At 62.6% G+C, this 26,591-nt stretch carries 21 protein-coding genes; 15 read left to right on the top strand and 6 right to left on the bottom strand.

The annotated features are described in order from the left end of the window. Positions 1-46: 46 nt before the first annotated feature. Positions 47-1,774, top strand: coding sequence for an autotransporter assembly complex protein TamA (locus tag H7993_RS03445; protein WP_185793447.1), 1,728 nt, complete (start codon positions 47-49; stop codon positions 1,772-1,774). An 8-nt stretch (positions 1,775-1,782) separates the two neighbouring features. Beyond that, entirely contained in the window at positions 1,783-5,472 is a 3,690-nt protein-coding gene (locus H7993_RS03440) for a translocation/assembly module TamB domain-containing protein (RefSeq protein ID WP_185793446.1), read from the top strand. A gap of 39 nt (positions 5,473-5,511) precedes the next feature. On the opposite strand, the gene H7993_RS03435 is transcribed toward H7993_RS03440, so the two are convergent. Further along, entirely contained in the window at positions 5,512-5,886 is a 375-nt protein-coding gene (locus H7993_RS03435; protein ID WP_185793445.1) for a Mor transcription activator family protein, read from the bottom strand. 267 nt (positions 5,887-6,153) lie between these two features. On the opposite strand from H7993_RS03435, the gene H7993_RS03430 reads away from it, so the two are divergent. From H7993_RS03430 to H7993_RS03420, 3 genes are all read left to right on the top strand, one after another. Then, complete coding sequence (locus tag H7993_RS03430) at positions 6,154-6,345, top strand: hypothetical protein (RefSeq protein ID WP_185793444.1); 192 nt, start codon at positions 6,154-6,156, stop codon at positions 6,343-6,345. Positions 6,346-6,426: 81 nt separating this feature from the next. After that, positions 6,427-6,693: a PepSY domain-containing protein gene (locus H7993_RS03425; protein WP_122476941.1), complete on the top strand. Its 267-nt coding sequence runs from the start codon at positions 6,427-6,429 to the stop codon at positions 6,691-6,693. 75 nt (positions 6,694-6,768) lie between these two features. After that, the gene (locus tag H7993_RS03420; protein ID WP_185793443.1) at positions 6,769-7,794 is read left to right on the top strand and encodes an Ldh family oxidoreductase; all 1,026 of its coding nucleotides are present in this window, start codon (positions 6,769-6,771) and stop codon (positions 7,792-7,794) included. A gap of 82 nt (positions 7,795-7,876) precedes the next feature. On the opposite strand, the gene H7993_RS03415 is transcribed toward H7993_RS03420, so the two are convergent. Next, positions 7,877-8,197 carry an ElaB/YgaM/YqjD family protein gene (locus H7993_RS03415; protein ID WP_122476944.1) on the bottom strand — a complete coding sequence of 107 codons (321 nt, stop codon included), beginning with the start codon at positions 8,195-8,197 and terminating at the stop codon, positions 7,877-7,879. A gap of 157 nt (positions 8,198-8,354) precedes the next feature. On the opposite strand from H7993_RS03415, the gene H7993_RS03410 reads away from it, so the two are divergent. Continuing rightward, on the top strand, positions 8,355-8,609 hold the full coding sequence (locus H7993_RS03410; RefSeq protein WP_122476946.1) for a hypothetical protein: 255 nt from the start codon (positions 8,355-8,357) through the stop codon (positions 8,607-8,609). A gap of 39 nt (positions 8,610-8,648) precedes the next feature. Here H7993_RS03410 and H7993_RS03405 read toward each other — a convergent pair whose 3' ends face one another. Then, a complete protein-coding gene (locus tag H7993_RS03405) occupies positions 8,649-9,119 on the bottom strand; it encodes an LEA/WHy family protein (RefSeq protein WP_185793442.1) in 471 nt (156 codons plus the stop codon). 366 nt (positions 9,120-9,485) lie between these two features. On the opposite strand from H7993_RS03405, the gene eat reads away from it, so the two are divergent. From eat to eutC, 3 genes are read left to right on the top strand one after another with little or no spacing between them, the layout of a single operon-like run. Then, positions 9,486-10,844 (top strand): ethanolamine permease, encoded by a 1,359-nt coding sequence (eat, locus tag H7993_RS03400; RefSeq protein ID WP_185793441.1) that lies wholly within the window; start codon positions 9,486-9,488, stop codon positions 10,842-10,844. 10 nt (positions 10,845-10,854) lie between these two features. Further along, positions 10,855-12,246: an ethanolamine ammonia-lyase subunit EutB gene (locus tag H7993_RS03395; RefSeq protein ID WP_185793440.1), complete on the top strand. Its 1,392-nt coding sequence runs from the start codon at positions 10,855-10,857 to the stop codon at positions 12,244-12,246. Positions 12,247-12,292: 46 nt separating this feature from the next. Then, positions 12,293-13,099 carry an ethanolamine ammonia-lyase subunit EutC gene (eutC, locus tag H7993_RS03390; protein ID WP_185793439.1) on the top strand — a complete coding sequence of 269 codons (807 nt, stop codon included), beginning with the start codon at positions 12,293-12,295 and terminating at the stop codon, positions 13,097-13,099. A gap of 282 nt (positions 13,100-13,381) precedes the next feature. On the opposite strand, the gene H7993_RS03385 is transcribed toward eutC, so the two are convergent. Beyond that, positions 13,382-14,044: an HAD family hydrolase gene (locus tag H7993_RS03385; protein ID WP_185793438.1), complete on the bottom strand. Its 663-nt coding sequence runs from the start codon at positions 14,042-14,044 to the stop codon at positions 13,382-13,384. 200 nt (positions 14,045-14,244) lie between these two features. Here H7993_RS03385 and H7993_RS03380 point away from each other — a divergent pair, with 200 nt between their 5' ends. From H7993_RS03380 to H7993_RS03360, 5 genes are all read left to right on the top strand, one after another. Further along, positions 14,245-15,588 (top strand): putative bifunctional diguanylate cyclase/phosphodiesterase, encoded by a 1,344-nt coding sequence (locus H7993_RS03380; protein ID WP_185793437.1) that lies wholly within the window; start codon positions 14,245-14,247, stop codon positions 15,586-15,588. Between the two features lie 149 nt (positions 15,589-15,737). Next, the gene (gene imuA, locus H7993_RS03375) at positions 15,738-16,355 is read left to right on the top strand and encodes a translesion DNA synthesis-associated protein ImuA (protein ID WP_122476956.1); all 618 of its coding nucleotides are present in this window, start codon (positions 15,738-15,740) and stop codon (positions 16,353-16,355) included. 7 nt (positions 16,356-16,362) lie between these two features. Beyond that, on the top strand, positions 16,363-17,778 hold the full coding sequence (locus H7993_RS03370; RefSeq protein ID WP_185793436.1) for a Y-family DNA polymerase: 1,416 nt from the start codon (positions 16,363-16,365) through the stop codon (positions 17,776-17,778). Next, complete coding sequence (locus H7993_RS03365; RefSeq protein ID WP_185793435.1) at positions 17,775-20,855, top strand: error-prone DNA polymerase; 3,081 nt, start codon at positions 17,775-17,777, stop codon at positions 20,853-20,855. Before H7993_RS03370 ends, H7993_RS03365 begins: the two co-directional genes overlap by 4 nt. A 92-nt stretch (positions 20,856-20,947) precedes the next feature. Next, on the top strand, positions 20,948-21,967 hold the full coding sequence (locus H7993_RS03360) for a branched-chain amino acid aminotransferase (RefSeq protein WP_185793434.1): 1,020 nt from the start codon (positions 20,948-20,950) through the stop codon (positions 21,965-21,967). Positions 21,968-22,096: 129 nt separating this feature from the next. Here H7993_RS03360 and H7993_RS03355 read toward each other — a convergent pair whose 3' ends face one another. Further along, complete coding sequence (locus tag H7993_RS03355) at positions 22,097-22,255, bottom strand: hypothetical protein (RefSeq protein ID WP_163007479.1); 159 nt, start codon at positions 22,253-22,255, stop codon at positions 22,097-22,099. Between the two features lie 189 nt (positions 22,256-22,444). Here H7993_RS03355 and treS point away from each other — a divergent pair, with 189 nt between their 5' ends. After that, positions 22,445-24,508 (top strand): maltose alpha-D-glucosyltransferase, encoded by a 2,064-nt coding sequence (treS, locus tag H7993_RS03350; protein ID WP_185793433.1) that lies wholly within the window; start codon positions 22,445-22,447, stop codon positions 24,506-24,508. A gap of 606 nt (positions 24,509-25,114) precedes the next feature. On the opposite strand, the gene H7993_RS03345 is transcribed toward treS, so the two are convergent. Beyond that, the gene (locus H7993_RS03345; protein ID WP_185793432.1) at positions 25,115-26,437 is read right to left on the bottom strand and encodes a substrate-binding domain-containing protein; all 1,323 of its coding nucleotides are present in this window, start codon (positions 26,435-26,437) and stop codon (positions 25,115-25,117) included. Positions 26,438-26,591 lie beyond the last annotated feature (154 nt).

Genomic DNA, 26,591 nt, shown 5'->3' with positions numbered 1-26,591 from the left:
CCTGGCAGGGTCCAAATCGACGTACAGGTCGTGATAGCATTCGCCTATGAACTATTCAGGACGATTGGCCGGCAGCCTGGCGCTGCTGGTTGCATGTATGGCGGCTCAGGCCCAAAGCGTACTCGATGTGCGCATCAACCCTGCCAATGCGGCGCTCAAGAGCAATGTCGAAGGCTATATCGGCAGCCTGGGCGATCGTGACGGCGAGGCACTGTTGCGCTTCAGTCGCGGGGCCGAGGAGCAGGCGCAGAAAGCGGCGCAGGCGTTGGGCTATTACCAGGCGCGAGTGAGCAGCGAAGTACAGCCGGGAGAAAATCCCCGCCTGCTGCTGCACATAGAGCCGGGAGAGCCTATACATCTGCGCAACGTCACCGTACGTGTCGAAGGTCCGGCGGCGCAAATGAAGGCCTTCCGCGTACCGCACAGTCGCGAGCTGGCTACTGGCGCGGTGCTCAACCACGGTCAGTACGAGAATGCCAAGCAGCTTATCCAGAACCAGGCCTCGCGCTATGGATTCTTCAGTGGCACCTTCAGCAAGCAGCGCCTGGCCGTCGACCCACGGGCAGGCCTGGCCGACATCGAACTGGTGTACAACAGCGGTCCGCGGTTCAAGCTGGGCAAGGTCAGTTTCCAGGGCGACACGCCTTTCGACGATGAACTGCTGCAGCGCATGGTGCCCTTCAAGGAAGACACCGCCTACGATTCCGAACTGATTGCCGAGCTTAACCAGGCGCTGCAATCGAGTGGCTATTTCGAAGGCGTGCGGGTCGACGCGGCGCCAACGGCAGCCACCGAGCGGGTCATTCCCGTGGACGTGCAACTGACCACGCGCAAGCCCCGGACCATGGGGTTGGGCCTGGGTTATTCGACCGATGTGGGGCCGCGCGGCAAAGCCAACTGGACCCGCCACTGGGTCAACCCCCAGGGCCACAGCTATGGTGCGGAAATGGAGCTTTCCGCGCCTCGGCAGAACGTCGGGCTCTGGTATGACATCCCCCTGGATCCACCCCTCACCGACAAACTGCGCTGGGCTGGTGGCTATCAATACGAAGAGCTGGCCGACACCGACAGCCTGAGCAAACTGCTGACATTCGGCCCGGAATGGCACAGCAAGTTGCCCAGCGGCTGGCAGCGGGTCATCTCGCTGAAGTGGCAACGCGAAGAATACCGGTTGGGCGACGACACCGGCCTGAGTACCCTGTTGATGCCAGGCATCAGCTACACCTACCTCAAGAGCGACAACAAGGTCGACCCGCACAATGGCTACCGTGTGCAGTTCGATGCGCAAGTGGCCAAGGAAGGGCTGATGTCGGACACCAACCTGTTGCATGGCAACGTAATGCTCAAGGGCTTGACCACCGTGGCGCAGAATCATCGCTTGCTTGGCCGAGTGCAGTTGGGCGGCAACGCCACCAACGGTTACAAATCCGTTCCGCCTTCGCTGCGCTTCTTTGCCGGTGGCGATCAGAGCGTGCGTGGCTACGATTACCAGACCCTGTCTCCGGAAAACTCCGATGGCGACCGCATCGGTGGACGCTACATGGTGGCCGGCAGCGTGGAATACCAGTACTCGATTGCCGAGAAATGGCGCCTGGCGACCTTTATCGACAAGGGCAACTCGTTCAACGACCTCAAGTTCGCCGACCTCAAGACGGGCATCGGCGTGGGCGTACGCTGGGTCTCCCCGGTAGGCCCGATTCGTCTCGATCTGGCCCACGCCATGGATGACGACGGTGGCGTGCGCCTGCACTTTTCCATGGGGCCGGAACTATGAAGCCCGCAGTGAAACGAGGTCTGCTGATCTCCCTAGGCGCGGTCGCAGCCCTGCTGCTGACCGTGATCGTGGCCGTGTCGCTGGTATTGGGCACGCAAGCCGGCAGCCGCTGGGCGCTGGCTCGCGTGCCCGGACTGACCCTGGAAAACTTCAGTGGCAGGCTGGGCGGGCATTGGCAGGCCGACAGGCTGGTATGGCAGCAGCAGGCGACTCGAGTCGAGGTGCAGGCGCTTGAGCTGGCCTGGTCACCCGCTTGCCTGTGGCGCATGACCCTGTGCATCGACACCTTGCACACCGGCGCCATTCTTGCGCAGTTGCCTGCCAGCGAAGAGCCTGCCGGCAGCGGTCCGATCGTATTGCCCGATCTGCAATTGCCCGTCGCGATAGAACTTGGCGATGTGCGTATCGATAGCCTGGAGCTGGATGGGGTGCAACAGCTGAGCGGTCTGGAGCTGGCAGCGCACTGGACCGCCGACGGCCTCAAGATCGACCGAGCCCACCTGCAGCGCGATGAACTGGTGCTGGATGTGCACGGCACTCTGCGCCCTGGCGGCCAATGGCCGCTCGATCTCGACGCTCAGGTGCAACTGCCGGCAGTGGACGACAAGCCCTGGCAGGTCACCCTCAACGCCACGGGCGATCTGCTGGACACACTGACCCTGGACGGGGAGAGTAGCGGCTACCTGCCCGCGCTGATCACCGGCACGGTGCAGCCGCTGGCCGAGCATTTGCCTGCGCAGTTGCGCATTCAGAGCGAGGCGTTCAAACCCAGCGCCGGGCTGCCCGACACCCTGGCTTTCAATCAGCTGGAACTCCTCGCCAAGGGTGACCTGCAGGCTGGCTATGCCATCGATGGCCGGGCCAGTCTGCCGGCCGAGCAGTCGCCGATGACCCTGTTGCTTGGCGCGCGGGTGGATGCCAAGGGTGCCGTGGTGCAGGCGTTGGACATCTCGTCCAGCGCGCAACAGCACCTGCGGCTGTCTGGCTCTCTGGATTGGCAACAAGGCCTGGCGGCGAAGGCCAGGATCGACTGGCTGGACTTCCCCTGGCACCGCCTGTACCCGGTCATTGCCGAGCCAGCCGTAAAGGTGCGGCGTTTCAACGGCGAGATCGATTACAGCGACGGCAAGTACCTGGGCAACCTGAAAGGTGCCTTCGATGGCCCGGCCGGTGCATTCACCCTGGTAACGCCGTTCAGCGGCGACCTGCAGCAGGTCTTCCTCCCCCAGCTGGAACTGGTAGCCGGGCAGGGCAAGGCGGCAGGGCACTTGAACGTGAAGTTTGCCGACGGCATCGTCTGGGACACGGCACTCGCCTTGAGCGCCATCGATCCGGCCTACTGGGTCGCGCAGATGCCCGGCAGCCTCGCCGGCCCTCTGCGCAGTACGGGTGAATTCAAGAACGAACGACTCAGCCTCGATGCCGACCTGGACCTCAAGGGCCGCTTGCGCGGGCAACCGGCCGTGCTCCAGGCCAAGGCCCAAGGCGCTGGCGAACGCTGGACGCTGGGCAACCTCGACGTTCGCCTGGGTGATAACCGCATCAAGGGTCAAGGCAGCCTGCAGCAGGGAGTCGAGGGTCGGCTGGACATCGACCTGGCCCGCCTGGGGCAGTTGTGGCCGGGGCTGCAGGGTCGGTTGAAAGGTCAGATGGATGCCGCAGGTACCCTGCAGGCACCCCAAGGCAAGCTCAAGCTGGTGGGCCAACAGTTGGCAATGGACAGCAACCGTCTGCAGAACCTGACCCTGGACGCCGGCCTCGATGGGGCCCAGCGCGGCACGCTGGATTTGACCGCTGCGGGCATTCGTGCAGGTGCAACCGACCTGGGCACCTTGAGCGCCAAGGCCTCGGGCGATATCAAGCGACAGCAAGTGCAACTGGCTCTCAAGGGACCTCAGCTTGCCCTGGCGACCAGTCTGGACGGTACGCTGGACAAAGGCTTCACCGCACAAAGCAGCTGGCGCGGGCGACTGGCCAGCGGTTCGGTGCAGGCCGGTGGCCAGGACTGGCGTCTGCAGGCGCCAGCGCGACTGGAATATCTGGCTGGCGGGCAGGTCAACTTCGGTGCCCATTGTTGGCGCTCAGGACAGGCCAGCCTGTGTGGCGAAGACCAGCGCCTGGCGCCCGAGCCGCGCCTGCGCTACCACCTCAAGCAGTTCCCGCTGGACAGCCTGGCCCAGTGGTTGCCGAAGGATTTCGCCTGGGAGGGCCTGCTCAATGCCGACGTGGCGGTGGATGTGCCCGCCAGCGGTCCGGCCGGTGAGATCACGGTCGATGCCGGCAACGGCACCTTGCGGGTGCGCAACGACCAGCAGTGGGTCGACTTCCCCTATCAAACCCTGCGTCTGACCAGCCGTCTGAACCCGAAGCGAATCGATACCGAGCTCAATTTCCGCGGGGATCGCCTGGGGCAATTGCAGGTGATTGCGCAGATCGATCCGATCCCGGAGAGCAAGCCTGTCACCGGCAGTTTCCGCCTGGCCGGGCTCGACCTTTCCATCGCTCGGCCCTTCGTGCCCATGGTCGAAACCCTCAAGGGGCAGCTCGATGGCAGCGGACAGATCACAGGTTCTCTGATGGCACCGCAGGTCAACGGCAACGTCCGTCTCAGCGGTGGCGAAATAGCCGGCCCGGAACTGCCGACCACCCTTGAAGACCTGCAGTTGCAGGCGCAGATCGCCGGTGAAAGCGTGCGTTTGCAGGGCAGCTGGAAAAGCGGCAAGACCGGCCAAGGGTCGCTGGGCGGCACCGTCGCCTGGGCCGATGCCCTGGATGTAGACGTGCAGCTCAAGGGCTCGCGGCTGCCGATCAATGTCGAACCCTATGCAACCCTGGAAGCGGCGCCCGACCTGCGCATCCAGATGAATGGCGAGCGTCTCGCCGTGGTCGGCAAGGTGTTCATTCCCAAGGGTGCCATCGTGGTTCGGCAATTGCCGCCGTCCACCGTGAAGCTGTCCGATGACGTGGTCATCGTCGGCAACCAGACCGAGCAGGGCAAGACGCCGTTGCCGATGGCCATTGATATCGATGTCGAAGTGGGCCAGGAAAAACTCACGTTCAACGGCTTCGGCCTGAGCGCCAACCTGGCAGGCCATGTTCATATCGGCGACAACCTGGACACCCGGGGTGAACTGGCCCTCAATGACGGGCGCTACAACGCCTATGGCCAACGTCTGACCATACGCCGCGCGCGCCTGCTGTTTGCCGGGCCAATCAGTCAGCCGTACCTGGACATCGAAGCGATCCGCACCACCGGTGATGTGATCGCCGGGATCCGCTTGACCGGCAATGCCGAGCAACCCACTAGCGAAGTGTTCTCGGAACCGACCATGAGCCAGGAACAGGCGCTCTCCTACCTGGTGTTGGGCCGCCCGTTGGGCAACGGCGGCGAGGACAACAACATGCTCGCCCAGGCGGCGCTCGGGCTGGGTTTGATGGGCAGCTCGGGGGTGACCAGCAAACTGGCCACCGACCTGGGTATCGAAGATTTCCAACTCGACACCCAAGGCAGCGGCGATGCCACCAGTGTGGTCGCCAGCGGCAACATTTCCGAGAAGCTCAGCCTGCGCTATGGCGTAGGTGTGTTCGAGCCGGCCAATACCATCGCTTTGCGCTATCTGTTGAGCAAGCGTTTGTATCTGGAAGTGGCCAGCGGCGTCGCCAGCTCGCTGGATCTGTTCTACAAACGCGACTTCTGATGGCAACCCCGGGCCCACGGATCGGGCCTGGGGGAAGGCTCAAAGGGCCAGGGTTCGGCGGATATTGCCGATCTGCCGCTGGCTCAGGCCGTACTTGTGTGCCAGTTCGCTACGAGATGTGCCGTTGCGCGTCTCGTGGTGGATCTGCTGGTTGCGCCATTGGCGCAGGAAATGGTCGGCCTTGGGAATTTCCAGGGCCATGCCGGCGAAGCGCTGGATCAACGCCACTACCGTTGCGGCTTCCAGATGTTCCGCCAAGGCGGTGCGTTGCGGGTGTTTGGGGATGTAGCGCGGGCGTCCGCCGTAGAGCTGGGTCAGGCGGTAGGCCTGTTCGACACCGATGCATTCGATCAATACCTGCAGCGAATGGGGCAGTTGCTCGACGTCGATCTGCTGGAGCTGTTGGGTGTTCATGGTGACTTCCTTGTGGCAGCACTTGGCCAATCCGGCCGGAGGTCATTCTTGTCCAGGCGCCCCTGAGGCTCTAGGAGTCAAGAGGTCTCTGGCTGTGGGCAGGTTCCGGCAACTGCGTGGGAAATCCATACCGTCATTGGCATGACATTGGCCGTGGCGATGTGCTCGAACACTGTGCCTCGGTGGTCCCTGGCGATGTAACATGGCATGCAAACAGATACATCCCGGCAACAGAATCCGGGCCAACACGACTGTCAGGACCTCTACATGACTCAAGCTCAACGTATCAAATATTCCTTGCTGATTGCCCTGGTGGTCTTGCTGATCATGCTCGGGCTGTCCTATCTGCAGACCCAGGGCGTCATCACCGAAAAACTCTTTCAGTACATTGCCATGGGTATCGCCGTACTGGTGGTGGTGATCAACGGTGTGCTGCGTCGCAAGGTCAAGCGACCGTAAGCGGGCGGCCTTTGAACTAATTTTTCGAGATGACGCTCCAAGACAGTGCAGCACAAACCAATCACTGTTATGGAGTGCCCCATGTTCAAGAAGACTTTGACTGCCGTCGTTGCAACTTCCGCCCTGATGACCGCTGGCCTGGCGCTGGCCGACAAGCCCGGCGCTGGTTGGATCACCATCGAGAAAGCCATCGAGACCGCCAAGTCCAAGGGTTACACGGAAGTGTGGAAAATCGAAGCTGACGACAACGGCTACTGGGAAGGTGAGGGCAAGAAAGCCGACGGCGTAGCCTACGAGTTCCGTATCGACGGCCAGTCGGGCAACGTGCTGCGCGATCAGAAGGACTGATGCCCGCGGGCTTGTCCTGAGGCGGGTGGGTGTGGCGTACTAGGACCTCGTTCCGTTGACGCCAGGAAATGCCCCATGCCTGCTAGCGACCCCGCCGTTCAATCGCTGTCCTTCGATGATCTGACGCACTTGCTGCGTCAGATCTTCTTGCGTCATGGCACCTCTGCCGAGGTGGCCGACATTCTTGCCCACAACTGTGCAACTGCCCAACGAGACGGGGCCCACAGCCACGGCACATTCCGCATTCCCGGTTACCTTTCCACCCTGGCCAGCGGCTGGGTGGACGGCAAGGCGCGTCCGCAGGTCGAAGAAGTTGCCAGTGGTTATGTGGCAGTGGATGCCGCCGGTGGCTTTGCCCAGCCAGCACTGGCCGCGGCGCGCGGGCTGTTGGTGAGCAAGGCGCGCGAGGCAGGTATCGCCGTGCTGGCGATCCGCAATTCCCATCACTTTGCTGCGCTCTGGCCAGATGTCGAACCGTTCGCTGCCGAAGGCCTGGTGGCCCTGAGCGTGGTCAACAGCATGACCTGCGTCGTTCCCCATGGAGGCACCAAACCGCTGTTCGGCACCAATCCGATCGCCTTCGCAGCGCCGTGCGCAGGCAAGGATCCGCTGGTCTTCGACATGGCAACCAGCGCACTGGCCCACGGTGATGTGCAGATCGCGGCACGGGCCGGGCATCCTGTGCCTGTGGGCGCCGGTATCGACAAGCACGGGCAGCCGACGACCGACCCGGCGGCAATTCTCGATGGCGGGGCGCTGCTGCCGTTTGGTGGCCATAAAGGCTCGGCGTTGTCGATGATGGTGGAGCTGCTTTCAGCGGCCCTCACCGGTGGAAATTTTTCCTTCGAGTTCGATTGGACACGTCATCCCGGTGCGCAGACGCCCTGGACCGGGCAGTTGATCATCGTCATCGACCCTGACAAGCGTGCTGGCCAGAACTTTGCCGAACGTAGCCGCGAGCTGGTCGAGCGCATGCATGAAGCCGGGCAATCGCGCCTCTCGGGCGACAGGCGCTATCGCCAGCGCGCACTGGCAACGACTCAAGGCATTTCGATGCCTGTCGAAGAGTTGGAAAGATTGCGGGCTTTGGCTGGAGAATGATGCAGGAAGGGCCGCTGCGATCGACGGCCCGGAACAACGATGCGAGAACACGGGTGAAATCTGTGGGTGCAGTGCGGACTGATCAGTCGCGACGGCCCAGCAGCAGACCCAGCAACAGGCCGCAGGTTGCCGAAGCAGCAACGGTCTGCCAAGGATGGCCACCGATGTAGGTTTGCGTGGCTTCGACCACTGGCTTGGCGCGCTCGCGCAGCCCGGCCAGGGAGTACGAAACGTGCTCCAGCTTGGAGTTGACTTGCGCGCGCAGACTATTGGCGTCGTCACCCACCAGGGAGGCGCCGTCCCTGAGCATTTTTTCCGATTCTTCGATCAACGCCAGCAGCTCGCTGAAAACTTGATCCTTGATTTGATCCTCGGCCGATTCAGCACTTGATCTACGGGCCATTTCACTCACTCCTGGTGTTTATTTAAGGCAGTGCAAGATTGAGTCCCGGCGCCCTGGAAAGTTGCATGCAGGGCTCAGGCACAGCGTTTGCTCCTACAGGTTTTCATGTCCAGACGTGTAAGATGTCGCCTGTTTTTTCTGCTGGCAGGTACTCGCAATGAGCTTCAATCTCGCTAATCGTTCGCTGGCCGAGCGCGCCATGATCGAGGATGAAAAGGCCCGTCTCTACGAGCTGTGGCAAGCCAACCTGGGCAAGGCCAAGGCCGACGCTGCCCGACTCATCGGGGAAAAGGCCAAACGCAAGGGTCGTTGGGCCGAGTGGGTACGCGCCGAGCTGGACGGCATGTCTCCCCCTGAGTACGCCAACATGGTGCGTGCCGAAGTGAACAAGCTGATGGCCGCGGCACGCTGAGCCAGGGGCTGTCGGATTCGGCGGCACAAGCGCCGGGTTTCAATAGCCCGCTGCGGCCGGCAGGCTCAACGTACCGCTGTCGCTGAAGCGCACCGTTCCGAACAGTCCGCCGGCAAGCTTGCCATGCAATCGGTAGGGCATGCCGTTCAGGCTCTGGGCGGGATTGAGGCCCACGGCCTGGCGCAACGCCGTAAACGCAGACACGCTCACAGGCACGGCCAGCACTTCCTCCGAATAACGTTCGATACGACCGTTCTGGCTGCTGACGCCACTGGCCAACGGCTGGCCGTTGACGTCCAGGTTCACCGCTATGCCGTCGTAGTCGATGGCGGTTTCGTTGGGGTTCTGCAGCCGCAGCTTGATGGCGAAGCGCAGCTCCAACTCTTGCGCAGGCAAGGGCTCGATGCCCACCACACTGATGGAAACCGGATCCCTGGAGGGCAACAGCGAACATCCCGCTATGCCGGCCAGAAGTGCCAGGGTCAAGCAACTGCGCAATAAGCGAAACATGAGTGGGTAACTCCCGGACCGAGCACGTCGCTCCCTCAGTGCGACCATGAGTGTGGCTCTGGGTTCGTCATTCTGCGGGATGAGCAAACCAGGATATGCCTGGCAGAGGCTTGGACTGGCTTGATGTGTGCAGATGTTTCAAGGAAATGGCGTTCCTGTGGGCCCAGCCCTGCGCCGCCCGGCAAGTGCGGGCATCGGTGCGTTGGATCGGGGCAGTCAATCGCGGCAAGCCCCAGACTGGCGCAGCGGTTCGATCATCGAGAGTAGGGCTGCTTTCACTTTCGAGGCGTCATGTTGCCACTTGGCGCCTATGGTTACCCTTCAGGAACGCTCCTATGCGCACATCCGTCTTCGAGGGCACACCCCATGACTGTTTCGAAACTCAAACCTACGCTGGGCACGCTGCACCTTTGGGGTATCGCCGTTGGCCTGGTGATCTCCGGTGAATACTTTGGCTGGAGCTATGGCTGGGGCAGTGCCGGCACCCTGGGTTTCCTCTGCACCACGCTGATGGTCGCTGTGATGTACACCTGCTTCATCTTCAGCTTCACCGAACTGACCACGGCCATTCCCAATGCGGGTGGTCCATTTGCCTACAGCCTGCGCGCATTCGGCCCTGCAGGCGGCATGATTGCCGGGCTGGCGACCCTGATCGAATTCGTCTTCGCCCCGCCGGCAATCGCCATGGCCATCGGCGCCTACCTCAACGTGCAGTTTCCCGGACTCGATCCCAAATGGGCCGCGGTCGGTGCCTATGCCGTGTTCATGAGCCTCAACATTGTCGGCGTGAGCATTGCGGCCACCTTCGAACTGGTGGTGACCATCCTGGCGGTGTTCGAACTGCTGGTGTTCATGGGCGTGGTGGCGCCGGCGTTCAGTTTCAGCAACTTCGCCCTGGGCGGTTGGGCCGGGTCCGACACGTTCAGCCTCGGTGCATTGAGCGGGATGTTCGCGGCGATTCCTTTCGCCATCTGGTTCTTCCTGGCCATCGAGGGTGCGGCCATGGCGGCCGAGGAAGCCAAGGACCCCAAACGCACCATTCCCCGGGCCTACATCGCCGGGATCCTGACCCTGGTCACCTTGGCCATCAGCGTGATGATCTTCGCCGGCGGCGTCGGCGACTGGCGCGCCCTGGCGAACATCAACGACCCGCTGCCGCAAGCCATGAAAGGCGTGGTGGGCGAGAACTCCAACTGGATGCACATGCTGGTATGGATCGGCCTGTTCGGGCTGGTCGCCAGCTTTCACGGAATCATCCTGGGCTATTCACGGCAGTTCTTCGCGCTGGCACGGGCGGGTTTCCTGCCCAAGGGCCTGGCCAAGCTATCGCGCTTCCACACCCCGCACCGCGCCATCCTCGCCGGTGGGGTGGTGGGCATCGCGGCGATCTTCAGCGATGGCCTGGTGAACCTGCAGGGGCTCAGCCTGACCGCAGCGATGATCACCATGGCCGTATTCGGCGCCATCGTCATGTACATCATGAGCATGCTCAGCCTGTTCAAGCTGCGCCACAGCGAACCTCAGCTCGAGCGTTCCTTCCGCGCGCCCGGCTATCCGCTGGTGCCGGCCATTGCGCTGGTGCTGGCGCTGGTGTGTCTGGTGGCGATGGTGTGGTTCAATGCGATGATCTGCGGGATCTTCATCGGTCTGATGTGCCTCGGCTCGCTGTTCTGCGTATTCGTGCGCAGCCGCGGCGACAGCCACCCCGCAATGGCCAGCGAGTGAGGAGGGCAGCATGAGTTTCGTGCACAGCATCGCCGGGCAGACCTGGCGCTTCGACAGTCTCCGGCAGTTGATGGCCAAGGCCAGTCCGGCACGCTCGGGGGACTACCTGGCGGAAATTGCTGCCGGCAGCGACGCCGAGCGAGCGGCGGCGCAGATGGCCCTGGCGGACGTGCCGCTCACGCGTTTTCTGCACGAGGTGCTGATCCCCTATGAAAAGGATGAAGTCACCCGCCTGATCGTCGATACCCACGATGCCCAGGCCTTTGCTGCGGTCAGCCATCTGACCGTAGGCGGCTTTCGTGACTGGCTGCTCGGCGACGAGGCCAACGAAGCCAGCCTGCGGGCCCTGGCGCCCGGCATCACGCCGGAGATGGCCGCTGCCGTGTCGAAGATCATGCGTGTGCAGGACCTGGTCCTGGTGGCGCAGAAGATTCGCGTGGTCACGCGCTTTCGCAACACGGTAGGGCTGCGTGGGCGGATGTCGACCCGGCTGCAGCCGAACCATCCCACGGACGATCCGGCCGGTATCGCTGCCAGTGTTCTGGATGGCCTGCTGTATGGCAACGGCGATGCCATGATCGGCATCAATCCGGCCAGCGATAGCCTCAGCGCCATCAGCGAGCTGTTGAAGATGCTCGACGGCGTGATCCAGCATTACGGCATACCGACCCAATCCTGCGTGCTGACCCATGTGACCTCTTCGATAGCCGCCATCGAGCGCGGCGTGCCGCTGGATCTGGTGTTCCAGTCCATCGCCGGCACCGAAGCGGCCAACAGCAGCTTCGGTGTCAGCCTGGCGGTGTTGCAGGAAGGCCATGAAGCAGGCCTGAGTCTGAAGCGCGGCACCCAGGGCAACAACCTGATGTACTTCGAAACCGGGCAGGGCAGTGCGTTGTCCGCCAACGCCCACCATGGGGTCGATCAGCAGACCTGCGAGGCGCGGGCCTATGCGGTAGCACGGCGGTTCGACCCATTCCTGGTCAATACCGTGGTCGGCTTCATCGGCCCTGAATACCTGTACAACGGCAAGCAGATCATCCGCGCAGGGCTCGAGGACCATTTCTGCGGCAAGCTGATGGGTGTGCCCATGGGTTGCGACATCTGCTACACCAATCATGCCGAGGCTGACCAGGATGACATGGACATGCTGCTGACCCTGCTGGGCGTGGCCGGTATCAATTTCATCATGGGCATTCCGGGGTCGGACGACGTCATGCTCAATTACCAGACCACCTCTTTTCACGATGCCTTGTATGCGCGCAAGACCCTGGGCCTGCGGCCGGCACCGGAGTTCGAAGATTGGCTGGCGCGCATGGACATTCTGCAACAGCAGGACGGCCAGCTGCGCCTGGGTACGGGTGTTCCGCCGTTGTTCGGCACGGCCCTGGCCCGTCTGGGTTGACGGGCCAAGGTTTGGCTAACGCTATCCATCTGCTCGAAGGTGAGCCATGAACGACAACACTCCCACCCGAGGCGACCCCTGGAGCGCGCTGCGTGCACTGACACCGGCGCGCATAGCCCTGGGCCGAGCCGGCACCAGCTTGCCCAGCAGCGCACAGCTGGACTTCCAGTACGCCCATGCGCAAGCCCGCGATGCCGTGCACCTGCCGTTCGACAAGGCAGCGCTCGCCGAGGCTTGTCCCGGTAGTTTGAGCCTGCACAGCGCCGCGTCTGACCGGCATGTCTACTTGCAGCGTCCAGATCTGGGTCGGCGCCTGGACGAGGCTTCGCTGCAGCAGTTGCTCACTCACGCCGGCGAGAGTTCGGCAGGGTTCGATCTGGCGGTGGTGATCGCCGACGGTCTTTCCGCGCTGGCTGTGCACCGGCATGCGCTGCCCATGCTGCAACGCATCGAGCAGATCGCGGGTGACGAGGGCTGGAGCCTGGCGCCGGTGTGCCTGGTCGAGCAAGGACGGGTGGCCGTGGCCGACGAGGTCGCGCAGGCACTGGGCGCGCGCATGGTGGTGCTGCTGATCGGTGAGCGGCCGGGTCTGAGTTCGCCCGACAGCCTCGGGCTGTATTTCACCTATGCACCGCGAGTGGGGTTGAACGATGCCGCGCGCAACTGCATTTCCAATGTTCGCCAGCAGGGCCTGAGCTACGCCACCGCTGCGCACAAGTTGCAGTACCTGATGCGCGAGGCCTGGCAACGCAAGCTGTCGGGCGTCCACCTCAAGGATGAAGCGTTGGTACCCGAAATCGAAAACGACGCCCCGCAGCGACCGGGGAATTTCTTGCTCGACAACCTGTTGTAGCAGCGGCGCAAGCCGCGTCGGCGGTATCCGCGGAGCATCTGGCCCAACGCGGTAAGCCCGGACGCGGCTTGCGCCGCTGCTACAGGGGATGGCGAGCCGCGTCGGCGGTTTCGCGGAGCATCTGGCCCAACGCGGTAAGCCCGGACGCGGCTTGCGCCGCTGCTACAGGGGATGGCGAGCCGCGTCGGCGGTATCCGCGGAGCATCTGGCCCAACGCGGTAAGCCCGGACGCGGCTTGCGCCGCTGCTACAGGGATGGAGAGCCGCGTCGGCGGTTTCGCGGTTACAGGGGATTGCGCATCTTTTCGATATGAATCCAGAGGTTTTCATCCTCGAAGGATTCGATCACCAGGTTAGCCCCGGCGGACCGCAGGGTCTGCGCCGATTGGCTGGTCGACAGCGCTACGGTGAACAGCCCAGCCGCAACCGCAGCAGTTACCCCAGGTACCGAATCTTCGAAGGCAATGCCTGCCTCGGCGCGTGCGCCCAAGCGTTGCAGGCCGGTCAGGTAGGGCAGGGGATCGGGTTTGGCGCGTGCCAGCTCTTCGGCAACCACCACTGTCGGCAGGCGCTCGGCCAGGCCCAGGGCATCGAGCATGTGTTCGGCATTGGCACGCGGTGCGTTGGTCACTACCACCATGCCCAGTTGCGCCTGCTCGGCATAGTCGAGCAAACGCAACAGCCCGGCAATCGGCGCAAGTTGCGGTGCAAGTTCGCGAAAGCGCGCTTCCTTGCGATCGGCGAACGCTTCGTGCTCCGCCACCGAGCGCTCTGGAAACAGGTACTGGCACATGTCGGCATTGGCCCGGCCGCTGGCATGCAACTGGAACTCTTCATGGGTGAATTCGCGACCTTCCTCGGCCAGCAATTGCTGCACGGCGAGAAGGTGCAAGGCGTCGGTTTCAGTCAGTGTGCCATCGAGGTCGAACAGCAGGGCTTCGAGCATGAATCGTCCATTCCATCCCAGGGTTTGCCGCAGTGTAGCAGTGTCGGATGGCAGTTCCGATGCTCGCGGACCGGCTATCGGGCAGATGACGCTTGGCAAGTATTTAGGGTGATGTTATTTTGCCATCAATTGAATTGCCCTCTCTCAAATTGCCCGGTCTCTCGCAGGAAGCTCGAGCCTGACATCTGCAGGAAAGTGTCATGTCCGATCCCGTTCATGCTTCTGCCCAGGCTCTAGTGTCCTGTGACCGGCTGACCCTGTTGCCCGACCGGCGACAATTTCTCACCGACCTTGGCCATCTGTTGCTGCAGCATCCGGGAGCGTCCCGCCACCTGGTACTGATCGATGCCGTGGATACCGCCTGGGCCCATGACATGACGCTGGCCCTGGGCATGGTCCCATTCGAGAACCTGTTGTGCTGCATAGCCCGTCGGCTGCTGCGCCTGCGCGCGGGGCAGGGCCCGGTCTACCACATCGGCCGCAAGCGTTTCGCCTTCGTGCTGGACGCCGAGCAAGCCGATGTCGGCGGCTATCTCGACATGCTGGTACACGCCTTGCGCTGTCCCACCCAGATAGAAGGCATGCCGGTTCGACCCACCGTGCGCGCTGGCGTCACGCCATTTCAGATCAGCTTCGAAGCGGTCCGCGATGCACTGCGCAAAGCCATGTACGCGGCCGAACTGGCGTTGCTCGGCGGTCAGGCGTGGGCGTGGTACGACCCCGTGCGCGACAACGCCTATCGCAGGTCCTTCCGACTGGCGTCCGATGTGACCCAGGCGCTGCGCGACGGGCAACTGCGATTGGTGTTCCAGCCCCGCTTCGCCTTGCCCGAGGGTGATCAGGTCAGTGCCGAAGCATTGCTGCGCTGGGAGCATCCACGGCTTGGGCCGGTTTCGCCCGCGGAGTTCATTCCGGTGCTGGAAAAGAGTGCGTTGATCCATAGTGTGACGCGCTGGGTCATCGACGCAGCCTTGGCCAAGCTGGCCCAATGGCCTGCAACGGTGCTGACCAAACTGTCGCTGAATCTTTCCGCGCTGGATTTCGACGGCCACGACATCACTCAGGTCATCAGCGCGGCCTGTCGCACCTATGGCATCCACCCCGAGCGCCTCGAGGTCGAGATTACCGAAGGCGAGTGGCTGCGTTCCAACCCACTGGTGCTGACACAACTGGCCGCCATCCGCGAATTGGGCGTGGATGTAGCGATCGATGATTTCGGCACCGGCTACAGCAATTTCTCCTACCTGCACGAAATACCCGCCAACGTGGTGAAACTCGACAAGTCGATGATCACCGGCATGGAGCATAGCCCGCGGCATCAACTGATCGTGCAGACGGTGCTGGAACTGGCGCGCAAGCTGGGCTACCGCACCGTGGCCGAAGGTGTCGAGACCTTCAAGTGCATGCAGATGATCCGCGCCCTGGGCTGTGATGAAGCCCAGGGCTACTTTTTCGCCCGGCCCATGCCGGAACAGGAATTTCTCGGTTGGAGCGGCGCATCGCGCTTTCCATTGCGCAAATTGCTGGTGGCAACGCCGGCCTGATCGGTACCGTTGGCGCCCTTGGTGGCGAGAACTGAAAATAGACGCTTTACTGTTCATGCATACAGTAGTAAAAATGCAGCCATGAACAGATCACTCCCACTCACCTATTTTCATTCCCCCAGCAACCTGGCCTCGAGGGCAGGGCAGTGATGGGCGCCGTGGTCAGCCTTGAAGGCCTGATCGACCAACGCCGCATCTGGCGCGGACGTCAGGAAACCGCTCCCAGCGGCTTGCAGCCCACCGGGCATGCTGCCCTCGATGCCGTGCTCCCCAACGGTGGGTGGCCTCCGGCGGCACTCAGTGAAATCCTGCTAGCCGCCAACGGCAGTGGCGAATTGCAGTTGCTCTGGCCGACCCTGGCGCGCTTGAGCCAGGCGGGCGAACGAATCGTATTGATAGCACCGCCGTTCATTCCCTATCCCCATGCCTGGATGGCGGCGGGTGTCCGTTTGCAGCATCTTTGCGTGCTCAAGGCCCAAGGCAAGGATGCCTTGTGGGCTGCCGAGCAATGCCTGCGTTCCGGCAGCTGCGCAGCGGTACTCTGCTGGCCGCAGAACCCTGATGACAAGGCCTTGCGACGCCTGCAGGTGGCGGCAGAAACCGGCGAGACCCTGGGCTTTGCCTTGCGCGAACAGCGGGCGGCGCTCAACCCGTCACCGGCAGCGCTGCGGCTGTCGCTGCATGCGCCTGCAGGGCAGGTGCAGGTACTCAAATGTCGCGGCGGGATACCGCCCGCGATGCCCGTCACCTTCGTCAGTTACGTTTGAGATTGCCATGCTGTGGGCCTGCATTCTGCTGCCGCAACTGGCGCTCGACGCCGTGCTGCGCCAACGCGAAGACCCACAGCAACCGCTTGCCCTGGTCACCGGCCCGCTGCAGCGACGCGTGCTGCAAGCAGTCAATCCGGCGGCACGTGAACTGGGCCTGAAACCGGGGCAGTCACTCACCGCCGCCTACATGCTCAGCCGTGATTTCGCCACCGCACCCTACGACCCGGCCCAGATCGAACACTGGCAGCGTTTCCTGGCTGCGTGGGCCTATCGGTTCAGTTCCCAGGTCAGCGTGCATTACCCCCGGGTCCTGTTGCTCGAAGTGCAGTCGACCCTTGGACTGTTCGGGCCATGGCCGCAGTTCGAGGCGCGGTTGCGCAGCGAACTCGATGCCCTGGGCTTCCGCCATCGCATCACCCTGGCCCCCAACCCGGCTGCGGCACGCATGCTGGCCAACGCCTATGACGGTCTCAGCGTTGAGGATCAATCGACACTGGCCGATGTTCTCCAGCGCCTGCCGGTGGAGCGGGTCGGGCTCGCCGCCGCCGATGCCGTCGCGCTCAAGCGCATGGGTATGCGCCATCTGGGCCAGGTGTTGGCGCTGCCCAGGGCGCAACTTGCCAGGCGCTTTTCGGCCCAGGTGCTCAGTCATCTGGACACCCTGCTCGGGTACCGGCCCCTGGCCCTGGAATTCTTCATTCCTGCAGATGTATTCGATCAACACATCGAACTCAACTTCGATGTGGAATCCCATCAGGCGCTGCTGTTTCCCCTGCGGCGCCTGATCAACGACCTGGCGGTGTATCTGGCCGGGCGGGATGTTGGGGTGCAGCGTTTCACCCTGCATCTCAAGCATGCCGAGGGCGAGGACACCCTGGTCGAAGTCGGCTTGCTCGCTGCCGAGCGCGACGCCGCGCTGTTGTTCGAACTGGCCCGCGGGCGCTTCGAGCATCTGCAGGTGCCCCGGCCTGTGCAGGTGGTACGGTTGAGCGCGCTCGATCTGCCGCGCTTCGTACCTGCCTGCAAGGAGCTGTTCGACCAGCGACCGCAACAGACCCAGCCCTGGGAGCAGTTGCGCGAACGCCTGCGAGCACGCCTCGGCGACGATGCTTTGCAGGATCTGCGCGCCCACGCTGACCATCGCCCCGAGCGGGCCTGGCGCAACGATGGTGCTTGGGTGCCGGCCTCTCCAGACCTGGGCGCAGCCCGTCCAGGCTGGTTGCTCGAACAGGCCGAGCCTTTGCCCGCCCATGGCCTGCGTGTGCTGGCAGGGCCTGAACGCATCGAATCGGGGTGGTGGGACGGTGGCGATGTGCGCCGCGACTACTATCTGATCGAAACCTCAACAGGGCGAAAGGGGTGGGCCTACCGCGCAGTGGGCGATGACCCTCAGTTGCTGTTGCAGGGTTGGTTCGCATGAGCCAGGGCTACGCCGAACTGCATTGCCTTTCCAACTTCAGCTTCCAGCGCGGCGCGTCCAGCGCCCAGGAACTGTTCGCCAAGGCTGCGGCGCTGGGCTATCGAGCGTTGGCGATCACCGATGAATGCACCATGGCCGGTATCGTGCGCGCCTGGCAGGCTGCCCAGGCCCATTCGATGACGTTGATCGTCGGCAGTGAAATGCGCATCGAACAAGGCCCCAAGCTGGTGCTGCTGGCGCAGAATCTCCAGGGCTACCAGGCCCTGTGCCGCTTGATCACCCTGGCTCGAAGGCGCGCGAGCAAGGGCCAGTACCGGTTGCTGCGTGATGACCTCGACGAGGTCGAACGCGACGGCTTGCTGGCATTGTGGATAGCCGATGAACCCCACGATCTGGCCCACGGCCATTGGCTCAAGGGGCGTTTTGCCGAGCGCCTGTGGGTGGCCGTGCAGTTGCACCGCGGCGCCAATGACCAGCGGCGCCTGCAGAATCTGCTGGGCCTGGCCAAGACCCTGGGCCTGCCGGCCGTGGCCTGCGGCGACGTGCACATGCATGCCCGCGGCAGGCGTGCCCTGCAGGACACCATCACTGCCATACGCCATCACGTGCCGGTGGCCGAAGCGGGGCATGTGCTGTTCGCCAACGGCGAACGCCATCTGCGCGGGCTGTCTCAACTGGCCGACATCTACCCCGTCGCGCTGCTGCAGGAAACCTTGAATATAGCCCGGCGTTGCAGCTTCGACCTGGGCCAGCTGCGCTATCAATATCCGTGCGAGCTGGTGCCGCGTGGCTACGACGCCGGTGCCTGGCTGCGCCACCTGAGTGCCCAGGGCGCGCGCTGGCGCTGGCCGTCGGGAGTGGACCCCGAGGTGCAGGCATTGCTCGACAAGGAACTGCAACTGATCATCGAGCTGGGCTATGAAAGCTATTTCCTGACCGTCCACGACATCGTCCGTTTTGCCCGCGAGCGGCACATTCTCTGCCAGGGACGCGGCTCGGCCGCCAACTCGGTGGTGTGTTTCGCCCTGGGCATCACCGAGCTCGACCCGCGTGAAACGCACATGCTGTTCGAGCGCTTCATCTCCAAGGAACGCAACGAACCACCGGACATCGACGTGGATTTCGAACACGAGCGGCGCGAGGAAGTGCTGCAATACGTGTTCCGTCGCTACGGTCGCGAGCGTGCCGCCCTGACCGCAGTCGCCAGCAGCTATCGAGGGGCGGGCGCGGTGCGTGATGTGGCACGGGCATTGGGCCTGCCAGCAGATCAGATCACCGCCCTGGCCGATTGCTTCGGGCGCTGGAGCGACCACTTGCCACCGCTCGAGCGATTGGTAGAGGCCGGCTTCGAAACCCAGAGCCCGGTGCTCAAGCGGGTGATGGCGCTGACCGAGCAGCTGATCGGATTCCCCCGTCACCTGTCCCAGCATCCGGGGGGCTTCGTCATTTCCGAACACCCGTTGCACACCCTGGTTCCGGTCGAGAACGCCGCCATGGCCGAGCGCACGGTGATCCAGTGGGACAAGGATGACCTGGACGCCGTGGGCCTGTTGAAAGTCGACATTCTGGCGCTGGGCATGCTCGGCGCGATCCGCCGCTGTTTCGATCTGGTACGCGGCTACCGTGGCCGCGAACTGACCCTTTCGACCTTGCCCAAGGAGTGCCCGCAGACTTACGCCATGATCAGCCGCGCCGACACCATCGGCGTGTTCCAGATCGAATCCCGGGCGCAGATGGCAATGCTTCCGCGCCTCAAGCCCAGGACGTTCTACGATCTGGTGATCGAAGTCGCCATCGTCCGGCCGGGGCCGATCGTCGGTGACATGGTTCATCCGTATCTGCGCCGGCGCAACGGCGAGGAAGCCGTGAGCTATCCCTCCGAGGCCCTGAAGAAAGTCTTCGAACGCACGCTGGGTGTGCCCCTGTTTCAGGAACAGGTGATGGAGCTGGCGATCGTCGCCGCTGGCTATACGCCAGGGGAGGCCGACCAGTTGCGCCGTTCGATGGCCGCCTGGAAGCGCCACGGCGGGTTGGAACCGCATCAGCTCCGCCTCACCGAAGGCATGCTCAAGAACGGCTATACCCGTGAGTTCGCCGAACGCATCTTCGAGCAGATCAAGGGCTTCGGCAGCTACGGTTTCCCCGAGTCCCATGCGGCCAGTTTCGCCTTGTTGACCTACGCCAGTTGCTGGCTCAAATGTCATGAGCCGGCAGCCTTTGCCTGCGCCCTGATCAACAGTTGGCCCATGGGCTTCTACAGTCCCGACCAGATCCTCCAGGATGCACGTCGCCATCATCTGCAGATCTTCGCCGTGGACGTGTGCCACAGCGACTGGGACTGCAGCCTGCAGCCCGGCGAAGGTGGGCAACCGGCCATACGCTTGGGGTTGCGGATGGTCAAGGGCCTGCGCGAAGAGGCCGGTCGCGCCGTGCAGCAGGCTCGCCTTGGCGGCCCGTTCCGCGACGTGACCGACCTGGCCCGGCGCTGTGCGCTGGACAACCGCAGCCTGGAACAGCTGGCCGATGCCAATGCCTTGCTCGGCCTGGTGGGGCATCGCCATCAGGCCCGCTGGGATGTCGCCAGCGTCGAGCAACAGTTGCCGTTGTTCGCCGAGGTGCCCGGCCTGCGCGAAGAGCCCGTGGCCTTGCCGGTCCCCAGCGTCGGCGAAGACCTCTACGCCGACTATGCCAGCCTGGGCACCACCCTCGGTCCGCATCCGTTGGCCATGCTGCGCGAGCGTCTGCAAGCATTGCGCTGCCGCAGTTCTCATGACCTGCAAAGCCTGGCCCACGGCCGTCCGGTGACCGTGGCCGGGCTGGTGACGGGCCGGCAACGGCCGTCGACCGCCAGCGGGGTGACCTTCGTCACCCTGGAAGACGAATTCGGCATGATCAACGTGGTGGTCTGGCGGGATCTGGCCGAGCGCCAGCGGCGGGTGCTGGTGGGTTCGCAGATGATGCAGGTCAAGGGCCGGTTCGAGCACAAGGACGGCGTGCGCCACGTCATTGCCGGGCATATGGCCGATGTCAGCGCCATGCTCCATGGGCTGGATGTACCCAGCCGCGATTTCCACTAGCCAGGCTGCGCGGGCCAGGCAAATGCAGTATTGTTGTGTCCATTCGTAAAAGCCTGTGCTGTTCAGGCGATCGCCAAAGGGTAGAGGGTGTCATGGGTCACGAAAGCATCAACTGGGACAAATTGGGTTTCGACTACATCAAGACCGATCTGCGCTACCTGTCGCATTGGCGCGACGGTGAATGGGACCAGGGCAACCTGACCGAAGACAATGTGCTGCACATCAGTGAAGGCTCGACCGCGCTTCATTATGGGCAGCAGTGCTTCGAGGGCCTCAAGGCCTACCGTTGCAAGGATGGTTCGATCAATCTGTTTCGCCCCGACCAGAACGCCCTGCGCATGCAGCGCAGCTGTGGTCGCCTGTTGATGCCACAAGTGCCCACCGATGTGTTCATCGACGCCTGCCGCCAGGTGGTCGCCGCCAACGAGCGCTTCATTCCGCCCTATGGTTCAGGCGGCGCCCTCTACCTGCGTCCGTTCGTGATCGGCGTGGGTGACAACATCGGCGTGCGTACAGCGCCCGAGTTCATTTTCTCGATTTTCTGCATCCCGGTCGGCCCCTACTTCAAAGGCGGCATGAAGCCGCACAATTTCGTCATTTCCGGCTACGACCGCGCTGCGCCCAACGGTACCGGTGCCGCCAAGGTGGGTGGCAACTACGCTGCCAGCCTGATGCCGGGTTCCAATGCGAAGAAGGCCAACTTTGCCGATTGCATCTACCTGGACCCCCAGACCCACACCAAGATCGAAGAAGTGGGTTCGGCGAACTTTTTCGCGATCACCCGCAACGACGAATTCGTGACCCCGAAATCGCCATCGGTGCTGCCTGGCATCACTCGTCTGTCGTTGATCGAACTGGCGCAATCGCGCCTGGGCTTGAAAGTGATCGAAGGTGATGTGGTGATCGATCAGCTCGACCAGTTCAAGGAGGCCGGCGCTTGCGGCACCGCGGCAGTGATTACCCCGATCGGGGGAATCGAATACCAGGACAAGCTGCACGTGTTCTTCAGCCAGGAAGAAGTGGGCCCATTCACCCAACGCCTCTACAAGGAGTTGACCGGTATCCAGTCCGGAGACGTGGAAGCTCCACAGGGTTGGATCGTCAAGGTCTGATCTTCAGGGCAGGCCGGCACTTGGCGGCCTGCTTGCCCTGCATCCCGTAGCCGCTCGCTCGAGCGGCATCTTCATCAGTGTCGAGCATCGCGCATCGACTCTGCATGCCTCAGGTCAAACCTTGCGATTTCAGCTCGCCAGCTGCGTCTGAAAAGAAATGCGTTGGAACTGCGTGCGCGCATTTTCCATGGCCTGTACTTCTCGTCGCTTGTCTGCCCGTATCAGCCCCACGAAAACGAAGGTCCCGAGTACGGACAGTGCGCACCAGCCCAGCAGAAAGGTAATCATGGGTCTCTCCTGTTGATCGCCCGCGCAGGGATGATCCCCTGCCAATTGCTGTATCGGCCTGATGGCACAATGCTTTATACCGTTCATCGGATCAGGTCAGCGTGGCGCCTTCAGGGAAATCCTCGACGGATGCAACGATAACCCTCCGTCGTACTCATACTGTAGGACACTTTTCGAGGGCAAGTAACGATGACGACGCCGGACAAGGATTACATCCAATGGCTGGTCGACCAGTCCATGCTGCATACCGCCAAACAGCGCGCCAAGCTGTATGCCGGACAAGCGCGGCTGTGGCAACGACCCTACGCCCAGGCCAGGCCTCGGGACGCATCAGCCATTGCTTCGGTCTGGTTCACAGCCTACCCGGCTTCCATCGTTACACGCGAAGAGGGCTCGGTACTGCAGGCCCTTGGCGATGAAACCTTGTGGCATGCGTTGTCCGAGATCGGCATCCAGGGTATTCATAACGGCCCGCTGAAACTGTCCGGCGGTCTGCGTGGACGTGATCGCACCCCCAGCGTCGACGGCAACTTCGACCGCATGAGCTTCGACATCGACCCCGAGCTGGGTACCGAAGCCGACATGATCCAGCTCAGCCGCATGGCTGCAGCGCACAATGCTGTCGTCATCGACGACGCGATCCCTTCGCACACCGGCAAGGGCGCGGATTTCCGCCTGGCCGAAATGGCCCACGCGGATTATCCAGGCCTCTACCACATGGTCGAGATCAAGGAAGAAGACTGGGGGCTGTTGCCTGAAGTGCCGGCCGGTCGCGACGCGATCAACTTGACCCCGGAAGTCTGCGACATTCTCAAGGACAAGCACTACATCGTTGGTCAATTGCAACGTGTGATCTTCTTCGAGCCCGGCGTCAAGGAAACCGACTGGAGTGCGACTCCAGTGGTGGTTGGCGTGGACGGCAAGGCGCGACGCTGGGTCTACTTGCACTACTTCAAGGAAGGCCAGCCATCGCTGAACTGGCTGGACCCGACCTTCGCCGCCCAGCAGATGATCATCGGTGATGCCCTGCATTCCATCGACGTCATGGGTGCGCGCATCCTGCGTCTGGACGCCAACGGTTTCCTCGGCGTCGAGCGTCGTGCCGAAGGCCCGGCCTGGTCGGAAAGCCACCCGTTGTCGGTGAACGGCAACCAGCTGTTGGGTGGCGCCATTCGCAAGGCCGGTGGTTTCAGCTTCCAGGAACTGAACCTCACCATCGATGACATTGCCTCGATGTCCCATGGCGGCGCGGACCTGTCCTATGACTTCATCACTCGGCCGGCCTATCAACACGCGTTGCTGCTGGGCAATACCGAGTTCCTGCGCCTCATGCTGCGTCAGGTTCACGCATTCGGTATCGACCCGGCCTCGTTGATCCACGCCTTGCAGAACCACGACGAGCTGACCCTCGAACTGGTGCACTTCTGGACGCTGCACGCCCACGACACCTATCTGTACCAAGGGCAGACTTTTCCCGGCAACATTCTGCGCGAGCACATCCGCGAGGAAATGTACGAGCGCCTGGCCGGCGAGCATGCACCCTACAACCTGAAATTCGTCACCAATGGGGTGTCCTGCACCACCGCCAGTATCATCACGGCGGCACTGGGCATCCGCGATCTGGAGGCGATCACCGATCAGGACATCAAGCAGATCCAGCATATTCACCTGCTGCTGGTCATGTACAACGCCATGCAACCCGGCGTTTTCGCGCTGTCGGGATGGGATCTGGTCGGCGCGCTGACTTTGCCAGCCGATCAGGTCGCGCACTTGATGGAAGACGGTGACACGCGCTGGATCCACCGCGGCGCCTACGACCTGGTAGGGCTCGATCCCGAGGCTGAATTTTCTGCGGGCAACATGCCGCGTCCGAAGACGCTTTACGGCAACCTGGTAGATCAGTTGCAACGCCCGGACAGCTTCGCTTCGCAGTTGAAGAAGATTCTGGCGGTACGGCGTGCGTATGACATCGCCGCCAGCAAGCAAATCCTGATTCCGGATGTTCAGCACCCGGGCCTGTTGCTGATGGTGCACGAATTGCCTGCCGGCAAGGGTACCCAGATCACCGCCTTGAACTTCAGCAATGAACCGATCGTGGAGACGTTGCATCTTCCGGGTATCGCTGCGGGACCTGTGGTGGACATCATCAACGAGCGGGTCGAGGGTGATTTGACCGAAGCCGGTGAATTCACAATTACCCTGGATCCGTACGAGGGTCTGGCTCTGCGTGTGGTGAGTGCCTCGCCCATCTGACCGGTTGCAGGCCTTGGTGTTTGATACGCGCCAGGGCCTGCAAAGCCAGATCGCAGAAAGCACTGAGGGGAGCCTGGGCTCCCCTCAAGGGTTTGTTGCATGCTCTTTTTTATTATTGAGGGGCGACCTGTTGTTGTATTTGTCAGCCGTGGCCCTTGCCGCTTGTTGTGCGACCCCCAGGCGGGGTCAAGAGCAAACGTATTTTTTTGAGCGCTGATCTGCTTTTATCGTCGATCCAACCAGTGGGTAGCTACTGAACGTAGTTTTGTTGTTCTCTACCTGGCTGCGGGGCTAGCCTCTGAAAAGCATTTCCTCTCCAAAAAAATCTGTTAGCTACGCCTCTGTCGCGTTTGTTCTTGTTATGTCAGAGTCGTTTCATCTTGTTCTTATTGGTTTATCGCGTTGTTGTTATTGTTGTACGTATGACATAGCAGGGCGCGTGCCAACTTTCACAAATCGTTTTAAATCAATAACTTGAATTTCCTGAGAATGCTGCGTGCGGCAGAGTGACGCAGATCTGTTCCCTTGTTACCCGTATTCGTTCCCGCGTAGGCATCACCGGTAACACTTTGTGTCTGCCGTCGGCATCAATCACGGTGCCCCGAGCTATGGGTTAACCCAGACTTCCACTCGACGGTTCTTGATCCGCCCTTCATCGACCGCGTTGGTCGCCACCGGCAGCTGCGCTCCAAAGCCCTGGATATCGCGGAAGAGCACGTCCGCCCTGGCCAGTTCACGGCGAACCGCCATGGCGCGTAGCCGGGACAGCAACACCGCGCGGGCGGAATCGTCCTTGGCATCACCGAACCCCACCAGTGTGGTCTTGTTCTGCAGCAGGTGATGGCTGCGCAGGTAATCCTGCACCCTCACCACATCGGCCATTGCCTTGTTATCCAACGTGGCGCTGCCTTCGGCAAAACGGAAACTCACCGACAGACGCCGGCCCTCACGGGCCAATTGCTGGTACAGCATGGGCATGTCGGGCGAGGCGGGGACACTCATGGCTTGCACCGTTTGCGCCACGAAGCCTTGCTGGGCAACGACTGCCTGTCCCGGTTCGCTCTGCGCGAAAGCAATCAATGCGTCGGCCCATGGCGAGGGGCGCATTGGTGTGCTGTACAGGTACAGCCGGCGGCTCAGGGGATAGTCCTGGGTTGCAATCAGGCTGACCGTAGGCGCCATGAACTGGCTGTCGCCATCTGCGATGGCCAGCGCGCGGGCACCACGTATCGAGGCCAGGCCGATGAAGCCAATGGCGTATCGATCGGCGCTGACCCGATCCGACAGCTGCTCGCTGGACTCCAGCCTGACCGCATGGGCCGTCAGGCGCCCGGCATGTGGGGTCAGTACCTGGTCGCGAAACGTCTCCCATGTGCCCGAGCGGTCATCGCGGGCCAGCACATGGATCGGGCCACGGCCACCTAGTACGTTCCAGTCGTTGATTTCGCCGCTGAATACCTGGGCAAGCTGGCGAGTGGTCAGCTGCCGCAGGGGGTTGTCGGGATGGACGATCACGGCCACGCCGTCGATGCCGATCACGTGTTCGGCGCCGAAGCTGCTCAGGTCGCCCAGGGGTGCCAGTCGGCTGCGCTCTTGGTCACTGATGGGCCTGGAGGAGGCGGCCAGATCCGCTTGCCCGGCCAACAGGCTGTCGAAGCCTGTGCTGGAGCCGTGGGCGCCGACTTCGAAACGCAACGCAGTACCGTTCGGCTCGTGGGCGGTGATAAGCAGCTCGCCCGTGGAAGGATCGAGTGTCTGGACAGGGGCCAGGCCTCGGCTTTCGAGCAGGCCGCGTATGAGTGCCGGAACCAGCTCCGTACCCATGGTGTTGGAGCCCTGGATGCGCAAGGTGGCCGAATCCGCGAGCGCGCCCGTACTCAGGCTCATGCCCAGGCTCAGGATGCACAGAATGAGAAGCAGACGGCGCATGGCGGCTCACCAGGTCGGGAAGCCTCGCAGATTAAGACAGTGATGTTGCAGGGGGATGACGGGGGTGGTGGGTAGACCGCATCGAATCTTTCGCGGCCGATGACCGCTCCTACAGTAATTCGCGATGCCTCTGCAGGAGCGGTCATCGGCCGCG

The sequence above is a fragment of the Pseudomonas baltica genome, from assembly GCF_014235765.1.
Lineage (GTDB): Bacteria > Pseudomonadota > Gammaproteobacteria > Pseudomonadales > Pseudomonadaceae > Aquipseudomonas > Aquipseudomonas baltica.
The sequence above is the reverse complement of the archived record's forward strand: the minus strand, read 5'-3'. Positions and strand labels throughout refer to the sequence as shown.